10 protein-coding genes are annotated in these 12,547 nt (G+C 69.6%); 7 read left to right on the top strand and 3 right to left on the bottom strand.

Features of this window, described 5'->3' with window-relative positions; genetic code table 11:
- Positions 1 to 18 precede the first annotated feature (18 nt).
- Entirely contained in the window at positions 19 to 1,680 is a 1,662-nt protein-coding gene (locus FXF50_RS00345; protein WP_148425179.1) for a glycerol-3-phosphate dehydrogenase/oxidase, read from the top strand.
- Entirely contained in the window at positions 1,677 to 3,206 is a 1,530-nt protein-coding gene (locus FXF50_RS00340) for an FGGY-family carbohydrate kinase (protein ID WP_148425178.1), read from the top strand. The genes FXF50_RS00345 and FXF50_RS00340 overlap by 4 nt, the downstream gene beginning before the upstream one ends.
- Positions 3,207 to 3,695: 489 nt before the next feature.
- Here FXF50_RS00340 and FXF50_RS00335 read toward each other — a convergent pair whose 3' ends face one another.
- On the bottom strand, positions 3,696 to 3,953 hold the full coding sequence (locus FXF50_RS00335) for a DUF6221 family protein (RefSeq protein ID WP_148425177.1): 258 nt from the start codon (positions 3,951 to 3,953) through the stop codon (positions 3,696 to 3,698).
- Positions 3,954 to 4,164: 211 nt separating this feature from the next.
- On the opposite strand from FXF50_RS00335, the gene FXF50_RS00330 reads away from it, so the two are divergent.
- The 3 genes from FXF50_RS00330 to FXF50_RS00320 all read left to right on the top strand — a co-directional run bounded on the left by FXF50_RS00330 (position 4,165) and on the right by FXF50_RS00320 (position 8,188).
- Positions 4,165 to 5,253 carry an acyltransferase family protein gene (locus FXF50_RS00330; protein WP_148425176.1) on the top strand — a complete coding sequence of 363 codons (1,089 nt, stop codon included), beginning with the start codon at positions 4,165 to 4,167 and terminating at the stop codon, positions 5,251 to 5,253.
- A 473-nt stretch (positions 5,254 to 5,726) separates the two neighbouring features.
- Positions 5,727 to 6,422: a suppressor of fused domain protein gene (locus FXF50_RS00325; RefSeq protein WP_148425175.1), complete on the top strand. Its 696-nt coding sequence runs from the start codon at positions 5,727 to 5,729 to the stop codon at positions 6,420 to 6,422.
- A 308-nt stretch (positions 6,423 to 6,730) separates the two neighbouring features.
- Positions 6,731 to 8,188: an SDR family oxidoreductase gene (locus FXF50_RS00320; RefSeq protein WP_148425663.1), complete on the top strand. Its 1,458-nt coding sequence runs from the start codon at positions 6,731 to 6,733 to the stop codon at positions 8,186 to 8,188.
- Positions 8,189 to 8,358: 170 nt separating this feature from the next.
- Here FXF50_RS00320 and FXF50_RS29100 read toward each other — a convergent pair whose 3' ends face one another.
- On the bottom strand, positions 8,359 to 9,099 hold the full coding sequence (locus tag FXF50_RS29100) for a TetR/AcrR family transcriptional regulator C-terminal domain-containing protein (protein WP_187399446.1): 741 nt from the start codon (positions 9,097 to 9,099) through the stop codon (positions 8,359 to 8,361).
- A gap of 204 nt (positions 9,100 to 9,303) precedes the next feature.
- On the opposite strand from FXF50_RS29100, the gene FXF50_RS00310 reads away from it, so the two are divergent.
- Complete coding sequence (locus FXF50_RS00310; protein WP_148425174.1) at positions 9,304 to 10,653, top strand: transaminase; 1,350 nt, start codon at positions 9,304 to 9,306, stop codon at positions 10,651 to 10,653.
- A gap of 116 nt (positions 10,654 to 10,769) precedes the next feature.
- On the opposite strand, the gene FXF50_RS00305 is transcribed toward FXF50_RS00310, so the two are convergent.
- Positions 10,770 to 11,687 carry an NADP-dependent oxidoreductase gene (locus tag FXF50_RS00305; RefSeq protein WP_148425173.1) on the bottom strand — a complete coding sequence of 306 codons (918 nt, stop codon included), beginning with the start codon at positions 11,685 to 11,687 and terminating at the stop codon, positions 10,770 to 10,772.
- Between FXF50_RS00305 and FXF50_RS00300 the strand changes: the two genes are divergently transcribed.
- On the top strand, positions 11,686 to 11,907 hold the full coding sequence (locus FXF50_RS00300; protein WP_148425172.1) for a hypothetical protein: 222 nt from the start codon (positions 11,686 to 11,688) through the stop codon (positions 11,905 to 11,907). The genes FXF50_RS00305 and FXF50_RS00300 overlap by 2 nt on opposite strands.
- Positions 11,908 to 12,547: the final 640 nt, after the last annotated feature.

Here is a 12,547-nt window from a genome sequence, read left to right as displayed (position 1 = left end):
CATCTCCGGGAGCTCCTCATGTCACACCCACAGACCGGCGCCGATGACCTCGTCGATCTCGTGATCATCGGTGCCGGCATCAACGGCCTCGCCATCGCCCGAGACGCCGCCGGCCGGGGCCTGAGCGTCGTCGTGGTCGACCGCGGGGACGTCGGCGCCGGCACCACCGCCACCTCCAGCCGGCTGATCCACGGCGGCCTGAAGTACCTCGAGCGCTACGACTTCACCCTGGTGCACGAGTCGATCCGGGAGCGGCACCTGCTGTTCCGCACCGCGCCGCACCTGGTGCACGACTACCCGATGCTGATCCCGTTCTACGCCGGGGACAGCCGGCCGGGACCGCTGATCCGCCTCGGCCTGGCCGCGTTCGACGTCCTGGCCGCTGGCCGCGGGCGCGGACGCAGCCGGGGCCTGTCCGCCCGGGCGATCGCCCGGCGCTGGCCGCACCTCTCCCGCCGTGGCCTGCGCGGCGGGGTGCTGTTCAACGACGCCCAGGTGCCGTGGGCCGAGCGGCTCTGCGTCGAGCTGCTGATCGACGCCGAGCGGCTGGGCGCACGGGTGCTGACCTACACGACGGTGACCGGTCTGCTCGTGACGGACGGACGTGTGCACGGGGTCCGGACCCGGGACAACCAGTCGGGGCGGGAAGGGGAGATCCGGGGGCGCCTCACGATCAACGCGGCCGGGCCGTGGATCGACCGGATCCTCGACGGCCAGGTCGAGAGCGGGCGCCTCAACGGCGGCACCAAGGGCAGCCACATCATCATCGACCCGTTCCCGGGCGCCCCGGACACCTGCATCTTCTTCGAGGCCGCCGCCGACCAGCGACCAATCTTCATCTTCCCGTGGGAGGGCCGGTACGTCCTCGGCAGCACCGACCTCACCTACGAGGGGGACCTGGACGAGGTCGTGGCCAGCGACGCCGAGATCGACTACCTGCTCACCGAGGCCAACCGGTTGTTCCCCCAGGCCGGCCTCACCCCGGACGACGTGCTGTACAGCGTCGCCGGAATCCGTCCGCTGCCGTACACGGCCGGCGTGGCGGACAACGCCAAGATCAGTCGTGGGCACACGGTGCTCACTCACGCACCCGCGTACGAGGGGCTGCTCACGATAATCGGCGGCAAGCTGACCACCCACCGCGCCCTCGCCGAGGACGCCACCGACGAGGTGCTGAAGGTGCTCGGCCGGCCGCGGCAACGATGCACCACCCGTACCCGGCCGCTGCCCGGCGCCGACACCCCGGACTGGTACGCCTTCCGGGCGGACTTCCCGCGCTCGGCCGTCCCGTTCACCCCGGCGCAGTCCGCCCGGCTCCTGGACATCTACGGCGTCCGCGCCCGCCGGGTGCTCGAACTCGCCCAATCCGACCCGGCGCTGGCCGAAGTCGTCGACGAGCGGACCGGGGCCGTCGCCGCCGAGGTGGTCATGGCCTTCCGCGAGGAGCGAGCCGTGACCTTGGCCGACGTGCTGCTGCGCCGTACGCTGGTCGGCCTCGGCCCGGACATGGCGGTGTCGACGGCCGTGACCTGCGCGGACGTCGCCGTACGGCAGCTCGGCTGGGACACCGAACGGGCCGAGGCGGAGGTGGCCGCCTACCGGGCCGAGCTGCGGCGCTTCCGCCCGCGCGGCCTGGACCTCGCCCCGGCGACCGGAACGAACGACAGGAGGACGTCGTGACGATTCCGCACACCTGCTACCTCGGGGTCGACGTCGGCCTCACCGCCACCAAGGTGGCCGCCTTCGACGTCGTGGGCAATGAGCTGGCCGTCGTGCACGCGCGGACTCCGCGTACCAGCGTCACCGCCCACCGCCACGACGTCGACATGACCGTGCTGGCGGACACGGTGCTGTCGCTGCTGGCGGAGGTCGGCGGCAAACTGGCCGCCGAGGGGTACGCCCCGGCGGGCATCGGCGTGGCCGCACACGGCAACGGCATCTACCCGGTCGACGGGTCCCTGCGCCCGATCGGGCCGGCCATCGCCTCGTCGGACAGCCGGGCACAGCACATCGTCCAGGAGATCCCGCCGGAGGGGGCCCGCCGGCTGGCCCTGGAGACGGGCTCGATCCCGTGGGCCGCCCAGCCCGCCGTCCTGCTGCGCTGGCTGCGGGACGCCGAGCCGGCGACGTACGCCGCCACCCGCTGGGTGCTGTCCTGCAAAGACTGGGTCACCGCGCAGCTCACTGGTATGGCGAGCGCGGACTACAGCGACGCCAGCGCGTTCGGCCTGGTCGGGCTCGACACCCGCGCGTACACGCCGACGGCGCTCGAACTGGTCGGGCTGCCCGCCTCCGACCTGGACCGGTTCCCGCCGCTGCGCAGGTCCGACGAGGTGGTCGGCGGACTGAGCGCCGCAACCGCGGCCCGCACGGGGCTGCCCGAAGGTCTGCCGGTCATCGCCGGATGCATGGACTGCGTGGCCGCCACACTCGGCGCCGGGGGACGGGAGCTCGGGGACGGGACGATCATCGTCGGCACCTGGGCGATCAACGGGGTGGTGGTGCCCGCGCGCACCCCTGCCCCGGAGGTCACACTCAGCGCGTTCATGCCCGATCCGGCCACGATGCTGGCCATGGAGGTGGCCCCCACGTCGGCGGCCAACCTCGAGTGGCTCGCCTGCGCCGGGGTGCCCCACCAGCAGACGGGCGGCGTCGCCGCGCCGGAACTGCTGCAGGAGGCCGCTGCGGTGCCGCCCGGCGCCGACGGCCTGCTGTTCCTGCCCTTCGTCAACGGCTCACCCGAACACCCATCGGCGTCCGGCACCTTCCTCGGCATCTCCAGCAACCACCGCCGCGGCCACCTCACCCGGGCGGTCATCGAAGGCGTCGCCCAGTACCACCGGGTGCAGCTCGACCGGGTGCTGGCCAGCGGCGCGGACGTCGGTGACCGGCCCTGGCGACTGGCCGGTGGCGGCGCCCGGTCGACAGTGTGGGCGCAGATCTTCGCCGACGTGCTCGGCCGCCCGGTCCGGCGGCAGCTCACCAGCGAACTCGGCGCCCGGGGCGTCGCCTCCCTGCTGCCCGGCGCCCTCGGCCACGACGTGCCGCCGTGGACCGTCAACGACGAGAACGACCTGTGCGTGCACCCGGGACCGGACCGCGTCGCCTATCTGGAGCACGCCCAGGTGTTCGACCGCTGCCTCGCTGGGATGTCCTCGGTGTGGTCGGAGGTCGAGCGCTACCGCAACTCTGGTCGGCGCGTCTGACTTTGGGGTCTGGTGACATCCGGGAGACTGGAGGACGGTTCTCCCGGAATGTGACAAGGATAAGCGGCCGCGGTGGATCGTCTCGGACGATTTGTGGGCCGAGATCCCACCGCTGCTGCTGCCCTACCGTCCGCCTGGGCTATCGGAGTAGCTAGCCGTCGAGCTGTCTGGCTCTGATCGAACAGTTCGGACTCCACCCGTGCAACCGACTCGGTTCTTGAACCTCAGGACGCGTCTCGGTCAGCGGCTCGGCGTCCGTGCGCTTCCAGGGCCGACCGGGTGCATGATCAGCGCCTTCACCCCGTAGGGGGTCGGCTGACCCGCCAGTACAGACGACGGACACGGTAGAGCAGTTCGAACGCCAATGGCCGGAACCCTCATACGGCCATTCAATCGGTGAGCCGTGCGGTGCGGTGAACGGGCCCGGCTGTCGTATCAGCTCGGGAGATCCCACGTGCGCGCGGACGATGAATCGCCTTGCCGGGCCAGCTACAGGTGCCACTCGTGCCGATAGTCGGGGTGCTCGGAGTAGGACTGCACCAGTACTCGGACCGCGTACCCGAGACCGGCGAAGCGCTCATCAGACGGGTCCATCGCCTCGTACTCCCGTGCCAGCATGTCGACCAGGTCGAGCATCGGCAGGTGGCTGTCGAGCAGAGCTTCACCGCCGAAGCGGTGGGCCACCTCGGCGTAGGCGTGATTGTCCGCCTCGTAGCGCGCATGAAGGAATCGCAGCAGATCTTCCATCCGCCGATTTTGTCGCGCCCCACTCCGCTCACCCGCTGCCATCCCGCCAGCCACGGACCGGAACCGTTCGACAACTCCATCCCGGAGTCGTCTGGCCTCCGCCGGTGCGGTTCCTGGCCTACACCGGCTGCTCCGTGGGTGACGCGTTGGTCTTGGTGATCCTGTTCACTCCAGCTAGGTCGGGCTATCGGCCGACCGGCAGCCTGGCCGGGTGACAACCACGGTGATGCCTGACAGCCCCGGCGTCGCTGTCGCGCCCGTCCGGCGCGACCCGTACATCGACAACATCAAAGGGCTGTTGATCGTCCTGGTCGTGCTCGGCCACATGGTGGGTCAGACGGTCGGCTCCTCGCCCGGTGGCAGGACGATCTACACATTCATCTACCTGTGCCACATGCCGGCCTTCGTCATGCTTTCGGGGATGCTCTCGGCAACCGAGCTCACCGGCCGTCGTGCGGCATCGCTGATCCGGGATCTGCTCGCGCCGTACGTGGTGTTTCAGCTGCTGTACATGAGCTTCTACACGGCGATGGACAAGCCGATGCCGTGGACAGCCAACATGCTCCTCTCCCCGATTTATCACCTGTGGTTCCTGCCCGCCTTGTTCATCTGGCGGATGCTCACACCGCTCTTCGCCCAACTTCGCGGAGCGGTCGTCATCGCGATCGTCGTGTCCCTCTCCGCCGGAACCGCCAGCCTGCTCGGCCACGCCCTGTCGTTGGACCGGGTGGCAGGAATGCTGCCCTTCTTCGTCCTCGGCGTCTGGCTCGGTCGCGGCAGGCTCGCGTACCGCCCATCTCCGCCCGTGCGGCTGACCGCGATCGCTGTCCTCATCGCTGCCGCGCCGATCGCCTATCTGGTCGCCTCGCGCCTGTCGAACCTCTGGGTGTACTGGAACCGCATGTATCAGCGGCTCGGGGTGGAGGTGACCGAGGGCGTCCTGATCCGGCTTGGACTGATGGCCGTCGGGGTGGCGATGACATGGGCGATCATGATGCTCGCTCCCCGTCGCCACACGTTCCTCACAGGTTGGGGAGCCAACTCCATGTACCCGTATCTGCTGCACGGGTTCGTCGTCCTGGCTTTCCAGTGGTCACCCCTCGACAAGCAGGTCGACAACATCCCAGCCTTGCTGGTGCTCATCGCCGCGGTCGTCGCGCTGGTCTGGATCACCGCCAGCCGGCCAGTGGTGTGGGCGTTGCGTCCGCTGGTCAGCCCTCCGGTCGACTGGCTGCTCAGGGATGTCGCCCCAGCTAAGAAACATCAGTCCACGCCGATCGCACCGCCAGCGGCGACGTGATCGGACCTCGGAAAACGGCAGAAGCCCAGGTCGGTGACCTGGGCTTCTTCACCGAGCCGCCTGACGGAATCGAACCGTCGACGTACGCATTACGAGAGCGAACTGCCCGGCGCGCCGACCTGGGCAGCTAGGCGTCTAGCAGCGGAAACACCTCTCGACATCTCCCACCACTCCCCCGTGCTCGGGGTCGGCTCTTGCGGACTAGATGCGGTGTCGGGCTCCACTTGATCCCGAACGCAGCTAGTGGAGCCCGACAGTTCTGGTGAGGGTGCGGTGGAGCGCGTTCCTCCGTCGACTGACGTGCGACACAGGTCCACCAACTGATCCGCCATGGTCGGCGCACGGAATGCGACAGAGCTGGGGCAACTCCGGACCCGCAGCCGACTCCCTCCGGCAGGCCCGGACGCCTGCACATCCCGATGAACGCTCCTCGGGGCGCACCCTCGTTGGACCGTGGCCTAGGCTGCGTCGTCATGGACGAGCCGCGCGGGTCAGGAGTCCTCCGTCATCAGTCGGTGCACGAGGGGTTCGTACCGGCGCAAGGCCCGCAGCGGGCCTTCGCCGACGCAATCGACCGACACATCGAGGAACACTTCGGGCCGGTCGAGTTCGTCTACCATGAGATCGCCTCGCACCTGGTCGGTGTGCATGTCTATGTCGTGGCACCGACCGAGCAGCGCCCGTACCGCACGCTGGTCACGTCTGGGATGAGTGAGCTGCCGATGACGGTGCCGGAGGGCCACGACATCAGCCCGTACGCCGAACTGATGCTCAGCCTGCCTGCAGATTGGCCGCTGGACGAGGTGGCCGGGCTCGACGATGCAACCGGGTGGCCGCTGCGAGTCCTCAAGCAGGTTGCTCGGCTGCCTCACGAGTACGGGACCTGGATCGGCGAGTGGCATTCTGTGCCGAACGGTGAACCCGCCCAGCCGTACGCTGCGGGCACCCCGTTCGCCGGGGTCGTCGTCGCGCCGATGCTGCGCGTGCCGGCCGAGGCCCGGACGATCCAGGTCGCCGACGGCAGCCGAATCGCGTTGCTCGCGCTGATCCCTCTGCACCCGGATGAGATGGCGGTCAAGGTCGAACGAGGCACCAACGCACTCATCGATCTGCTCGATCGTGGTCGCGTCACCGAATTGCTGGACCCGCGACGGCCCTCGTACGCCTGACTTGGGTGTGTGTCGGGGCGACACGAACCATTACCCCACCGCAGATGACGATCGGCGCGACCTTGAAGCTCGCACAACTCTAGCCGGTCCGGGGTGGCGGCGCGGCCGGCCTGCCCATGGCTGCACCGAGCTTCGTGCGGCTGGATATGCACAGTTTCCGTACGCCGGGCGAGGTTGGCCTTCACGATCTTTGGGCTGTCGAACAGACGCGGGATGCGTCGGAGGCCGTGCGGTGCGTACAGTTCCGGGTCGGACTTGGGGTGGGCCGGGTAGATCCGGCGCAGGGAACGGGACGAGACAGCGACAGAATGACGGCGGACAACATTACCGAAACCGCTCAATACGGCATTGACCGTGGACAGCTGGAGACCTGTCTCAGCGTCTTCGAGGCGTTGGAGGACCTGCCTCCCGATCACCCCGATGTGGTGCGGGTGCAACGGGCCACCGCGAAGCTCTACAAGGTGATCAAGCAGCGGCGACGCGAGGAACGGCGGGATGCCATCGCGGCGGCCGACCGCGCGGTGACGGCGGCCACCGCCACCGGCGCCCCGGGCCGGATCGACGACGAGACCCAGGGCATCCCGCTCGCCTCCCCGACCGTGGGTGCCACGGCCGGCTTCCTGCACAATCCGCGCGGCTGCTACGTCTGCAAGCAGCGTTACCGCGAGGTGGACGCCTTCTACCATCAGCTCTGCCCGCCCTGCGCCGCGCTCAACCGGGAGCGTCGGAACGCCCGCACCGACCTCACTGGCCGGCGGGCGCTGCTCACCGGCGGCCGAGCCAAGATCGGCATGTACATCGCGCTGCGGCTGCTGCGCGACGGCGCGCACACCACGGTAACCACCCGGTTCCCGCACGACGCGGTCCGCCGATTCGCAGCGATGCCGGACAGCGGGGACTGGCTGCACCGCCTGCGGATCGTCGGGATCGACCTGCGCGACCCCGCCCAGGTGATCGCCCTCGCTGACTCGGTCAGCGCCCAGGGACCACTCGACATCCTGATCAACAATGCGGCGCAGACCGTCCGCCGCACGCCCGGGGCATACGCGCAGCTCGTCGCCGCGGAGGCGGCGGCCCTGCCGGACGGCCCCTTGCCGGAGCTGATCACGTTCGCCAAACCTGCCGGCCAGGGCGACCCGGCGGCCCTGATCGCCTCGCCGCAGCCGGCCCCGGTCACCCCGCAGGCGCTCACCGCGTTGGCGCTGACCAGCGGTTCCGCCTCGCCGGAACGGATCGCGGCAGCCAGCGCCATCGACGCCGGCGGTCTGGTCCCGGACCTCGACCCGGTCAACAGCTGGGTGCAGCGGGTGCACGAGGTGGACCCGGTCGAGCTGCTTGAAGTGCAGCTGTGCAATGTGACCGCGCCGTTCGTGCTGGTCAGCCGACTGCGACCGGCGATGGCCGCAGCGACCGCCCGCCGGAAGTACGTGGTGAACGTGTCGGCGATGGAGGGCCAGTTCGCCCGCGGCTACAAGGGGCCGGGGCACCCGCACACCAACATGGCCAAGGCCGCGCTGAACATGCTCACCCGGACCAGCGCCCAGGAGATGCTGGCCGACGGCATCCTGATGACCAGCGTCGACACCGGCTGGATCACCGACGAGCGGCCCCACCCGACGAAGATGCGGCTGGCGGACGCCGGCTTCCACGCCCCGCTGGACCTGGTCGACGGCGCGGCCCGGGTCTACGACCCGATCGTCCGCGGCGAACAGGGCGAAGACCTGTATGGCTGCTTCCTGAAGGACTACGCGCCCTGCGCCTGGTGATCAGCGCGCCCACCCCGCCGTCGGCCGCCCAGGCTCAGGCCGACACGGTCAGCACCGTCGCCCCCGGCCACCACAGGTCCAAGCTGCGGTGGCTGCCGCGATGGAGTCGGTGCAGCCAGCGGCCGTTAGCCAGCCTGCAGATTGAGTCCACGTAGCGTGGGTCGACCTTCTCAGCGGTCGGGTCGCGCTGCTGAGACCCGGGAACGGAGCCCTGTGAGGTAGGTCTCCAGGACCGTGCCGAACACCTCGTTCTCGTCATCGAGGGCGGTGGCCACGTGGGTGCTGGCCGACCGCAGCGTCGCGGGGCGCTGCGCGGGGGTGGCGTAGACACGCATCCCGATCGCGACGTCCAACGCCTGTTGCTCGGGAGAGAGGCTGAGCAGTGTCGCCGTGATGCCGATGTGCCCGAGGACGACCTCCGCGAAGGCACGGCAGTGACGGGCGGCTTCTTCGGGCTCGAATCCCGCCTTCGTCAGCTCGCCGATGATCGTGTGAACGAGCTGCATCTCGGCGTCGCCCCCGGTGAAGCGTGCGGCCGACTGGGCCCCGAGCGCAGGACGCGCCAGGTAGGCCCGCCGCATGGACCAGGCGGCGCTGCGCAACGTGTCCACCCAGGTCCTGCCCGGCTCGATCCCGGCAACCGCCTCCGCCATGATCTGGTCACCCATGGCGAGCAGGAGCTCGTCCTTGTTGCGGAAATGCCGGTAGAGGGCGGTGGGATCCGCGCCGAGGGCACGTCCGAGGCGGGTGAGGGTCAGGAAGGTCGCTCCCTCACTGTCGGCGAGGCGCATGGCGGTCTCCAGGATGACCTCCCGGGAGAGGCTTGCCCGCTTCCTCGTCCCGGACGAGCGCGTGGGCCCCGGCGGCGCATCCGGGGAGGCGCCGGGACCGCCATCGGATTCCTTCGCCATCGAAACTCGGCCTCCTCGTGGTCGCGCTGGTGCCAGCAGATCACACCGCCGCGACCGTGGCCCGCGCCGGGTCAGGCAGGTGGTCGTGGCGGGGCGGGGCCGTCGTCAGTGGCACTGTCAACGCCGTTGACGGAAGGAAATCGCGGCGAGTAGATTCCAGCTCCGTCGCCCATCACGCGGCCCGCATCGTCTCCAGGAGGATCCATGGATCGCAGCAGGCTCAGCACTCTGTTGGAGCGCGAGCGCGACAGCTACGTCCGACGGAATCCGCGTTCGGCCGCGGCGTACGCGAAGGCAGAGCACCTGTTCGGTCGAGTGCCGATGACCTGGATGAACAAGCAAGCCGCCGGCTTCCCGCTGTACCTGGAGTCCGCCCGCGGCAGCCACGTGGTCGACCTCGACGGCCACGATTACGTCGACCTGTGCCTGGGCGACACAGGAGCCATGGCGGGACACAGCCCGACCGCGGTGACGGAGGCGGTCACGCGACGGCTGGCCTCCCTCGGCGGAGCGACGGCGATGATGCCGACCGAGGACGCCGAATGGGTGGGCGCCGAGCTGACCCGCCGGTTCGGCCTGCCGAAGTGGAGCTTCTCGCTGACCGCCACGGACGCCAACCGCTGGGCGATCCGCCTGGCGCGCGCGGTCACGGGTCGGCCGAAGGTCCTGGTCAACAGCTTCTGCTATCACGGCAGCGTCGACGAGTCACTCATCGTCGTCGGCGAGGACGGCGAGGGGGTCAGCCGGCCGGGCAACGTCGGCGCTCCGTGCGACGTGACGCTGACCAGTCGGGTGGCGGAGTTCAACGACGCCGACGGGCTCGCGCGGCAACTCGCCCACGGCGATGTCGCCGCCGTGCTCATGGAGCCGGCGCTGACCAACATCGGCATCGTGCTGCCCGAGCCGGGCTACCTCGACGCGGTACGTAGCCTGACTCGCCGGCACGGCACTCTGTTGATCAACGATGAGACGCACACCTTCTCGGCTGGCCCCGGTGGCTGCACGGGTGCCTGGGGCCTCGCACCGGACATCGTCACCATCGGTAAGGCCATCGGCGGCGGGGTGCCCGTCGGCGCGTACGGCCTCACCGCCGCGCTGGCCGCGGCGATCCTCGACCGCGACGACCTCGACCTGGTCGACATGGGCGGGGTGGGTGGGACGCTGGCCGGGAACGCGCTGTCGCTGGCCGCCACGCGAGCCACCCTCGATCATGTGCTCACCGATTCCGCGTTTGCGGGAATGACGGCGCTCGCGACCCGGTTCACCGACGCGGTCACCACGGTCATCGAGGCCCATGACCTGCCGTGGTCGATCAACCAGCTCGGTGCCCGGGCGGAGTACCGGTTCGCGCGACCCGCCCCCCGCGACGGGACCTCATCGGCGCGCGCATCGGACGGCGAACTGGAGGACTATCTGCACCTGTACCTCGCCAACCGCGGCGTGTTGCTCACTCCGTTCCACAACATGGCGTTGATGTCGCCCGCGACGACTGCCGCTGACGTGGACCACCACACTGAGGTCTTCACGACCGCCGTCGCGGAGCTGCTGGCGTGACCACCTCGCGTCCGCTGGCGGACAGGTCGCCCTGATCACCGGCAGCGGCAGCAGCAGCGGCATCGGCTGCGCGCGCCGCCTGGGCCTGCTGGGTGCGCGCGCCTATTCCAGGGCGCTCAGGGGCGCACGCGAATGACGGTCTTGCCCTTGCGCCGCTCGGTCGGGTTGAGCGCGGGGATGGCGTCGTCGAGAGTCGCGACTGTTCCGATGTGCGTGCGAAGGCGCCCGTCTCGCACCCGGTCGACGATCTCCATTAGCTGACTCGGAACGGACTCGACGACGAAGTCGACCGCCAAGCCGTCGACAGGGCGAGCCTCAACAGGTCCGACCACCGACACCAACGTCCCGCCAGGCCGGATGATGCTCGCCGAGCGCCTTTGGACATCACCGCCGATGACATCGAAGACCAGGTCGACCCCGCCGATGTCGTCGAGCTCCTCGTGGTCGAGGTCGAGGAACTCGTTCGCGCCGAAGTCGAGCGCCGCCAGGCGGTCCGCCGCCCGACCGGTACCGATGACGTAGGCGCCGAACTCCCGGGCGAGCTGCGTCACCACTGATCCGACGGCGCCGGCGGCGCCGTGTGCGAGGACGCTCTGCCCCGCCTGAAGACGACCGTGCTGGAACAGGCCCTGCCACGCGGTCAGTCCGGAGATCGGCAGACTCGCACCCACCGTGAAGTCGACGTTCCCCGGCAGCGGCGCAAGGTTGCGTGCCTCCACGGCCGCGTACTCAGCCAGCGTTCCATCGCGGTGCCAGTCCGTGATCCCGAACACCCGCTGTCCCAACGAGAGTCCCGTCGTGCCGTAGCCGAGGGAGGAGACCACTCCGGCGAACTCGTGGCCGATGATCGCCTGGGCGCGATCGTGACCGGAGCGATCGACCCACGTCGAGGGCCACTCCCACTCCGCGGGGACGAAGCCCGAGGCGTGGACTTCAACGACGACGTCGTTGATCGCCGGCGTCGGCTCAGGCCGCTCCGCGAGTGTGATCCCGGCTGCTTCCGCGGCCTGATCCATCGCGACGATTGCCTTCATGGGTGCCTCCGCATATCTCGTGCTCGTCGGCTCTGTGCGCCGCCTATTGGGCCTGCTAGCCCTGCAGGTGCCGACAATGACGGCCGCCCCTGGTCACGCCCGGTTTGACCACGACGACAAAGATCTTGCCCTCATCAACGTGCCCAGGCTGGTCGAATCGCTGAAACCACTGGGCGAGGATGACTGGTCGTGCTGCTTCAACTGGCCTACCTCGGCGTAACCAACGCGCCGGCGATGCTGGCACCCGATATGGAAGGCCACCGCAGCCTCGGCACTGGCACACATGCTGGCCGCCTCGGACGGCGATCCTGTGGCGATCCCCGATCACCAGGTCGCGAGGTCTTCCGACCAACTCTCGACCGCCTCGTCGGGGCGGGCAGTACGGGGCAGGAACGCACCCTGGTCCTAGCCGGGCCCGGCATTCCGCACACCGACGCCGACCTCGCCCTCATCCCGGAACACCCGCAAACCGGTGAACTCTGGCCGGCGACCCCGCCGATGACGCCAGTCCCGCTGGCCTGGGACGCCCGGCGACACCTCGCGTTCCACCGAGCCCCGAAGCCGGTTGGACGGTCCGTCCCAATCCCGCCGGACGCCCTGCCGGCACTGCTCCCGAATTACCGATTCGAGCCGGACGGTGACACCTTCCTCAACGTTCTCGCCCGACTGCCCCAGGCCAAGCAACCACGGTCACGCGCCATCTACGACCGAGGCCGCCCCTACGTCTGTTGCAGGACCTGGCCCTAGTTGTACTGCAAGTGGGTGCGCCGCGCGTCGCTGACGCTGGCCGCAATGGCGGTCCGGACTCCCCCTGGTGGGCTTGCGCTTTCAGGACGTGGCCAGCGTGGCCGACGGCACAC

The organism is Micromonospora sp. AP08 (assembly GCF_008085935.1).
GTDB lineage: Bacteria > Actinomycetota > Actinomycetes > Mycobacteriales > Micromonosporaceae > Micromonospora > Micromonospora chersina.
This window is presented reverse-complemented; position numbering and strand designations above follow the sequence as displayed.